Origin of the sequence: Actinotalea sp. C106, assembly GCF_023630195.1 — a bacterium.
Lineage (GTDB): Bacteria > Actinomycetota > Actinomycetes > Actinomycetales > Cellulomonadaceae > Actinotalea.
This window is the reverse complement of sequence record NZ_JALPKN010000624.1, coordinates 1-614: the sequence shown is the minus strand read 5'-3', so window position 1 is coordinate 614 and position 614 is coordinate 1. Positions and strand designations below refer to the sequence as shown.

Annotated in this window: 2 protein-coding genes; both read right to left on the bottom strand. The window is 77.4% G+C overall.

Features of this window, described 5'->3' with window-relative positions; all coding sequences use genetic code 11:
• Window positions 1-18: 18 nt before the first annotated feature.
• Window positions 19-405 carry a TadE family type IV pilus minor pilin gene (locus L0B03_RS18870; protein WP_250448652.1) on the bottom strand — a complete coding sequence of 129 codons (387 nt, stop codon included), beginning with the start codon at window positions 403-405 and terminating at the stop codon, window positions 19-21.
• A partial coding sequence (locus L0B03_RS18865) for a DUF4244 domain-containing protein (RefSeq protein ID WP_250448651.1) occupies window positions 402-614 on the bottom strand: 213 nt, incomplete at its 5' end. The genes L0B03_RS18865 and L0B03_RS18870, both read right to left, overlap by 4 nt.

The window sequence follows — 614 nt, the reverse complement described above, 5'->3', positions numbered from 1 at the left end:
GGGCGCGGGCACCGCGGCTCATGGCTCGACCCACGCGGTCGCCGTCGCGGACAGGCCGAGCGGGCCGCCGGTGAACCACCCTCCGGCCACGGCCGAGCTGACCCGGACCTCGACCCACGGGTCGGCGCGGGTGATCTCGACCTCGGCCGCACCGCCCGTGACCTGCCGGGCGATCTCGGCCACCTCGCTGTCGTCCATGCCCAAGGCAGCCGCACGGGCACCGGCCCGTGCCCCGTCGGCGCACCGGAGCTGGGCGGAGGTCGCCGCCCCGGTCACCAGGAGCACCGCGAGCACGAGGATCACCGCGGGCAGGGCGAGGGCCAGCTCGGCCGTGACCGCGCCGCGATCCCTCGAGCCGACAGCCCTGCGCACCGCGAGCGCCCGTGCGGCTGCCTCCCGGCTCACACCGACAGCGCTCCGCGCACGATGCCGACGAGCAGGCCACGGATCTCGTCGCTGCGCAGCACCGTGATCAGGAGCCCTGCGAAGCCCGCTGCGGCGACGGTCGCGATGGCGTACTCGGCCGTCGCCATCCCCTCGTCGTGGCCGAGCCGGTCGCGCAGCGGGCTCAGCGGACGAGCGGGCCGGTCGGCCCTGGCCCGTGCGGGCGGCCG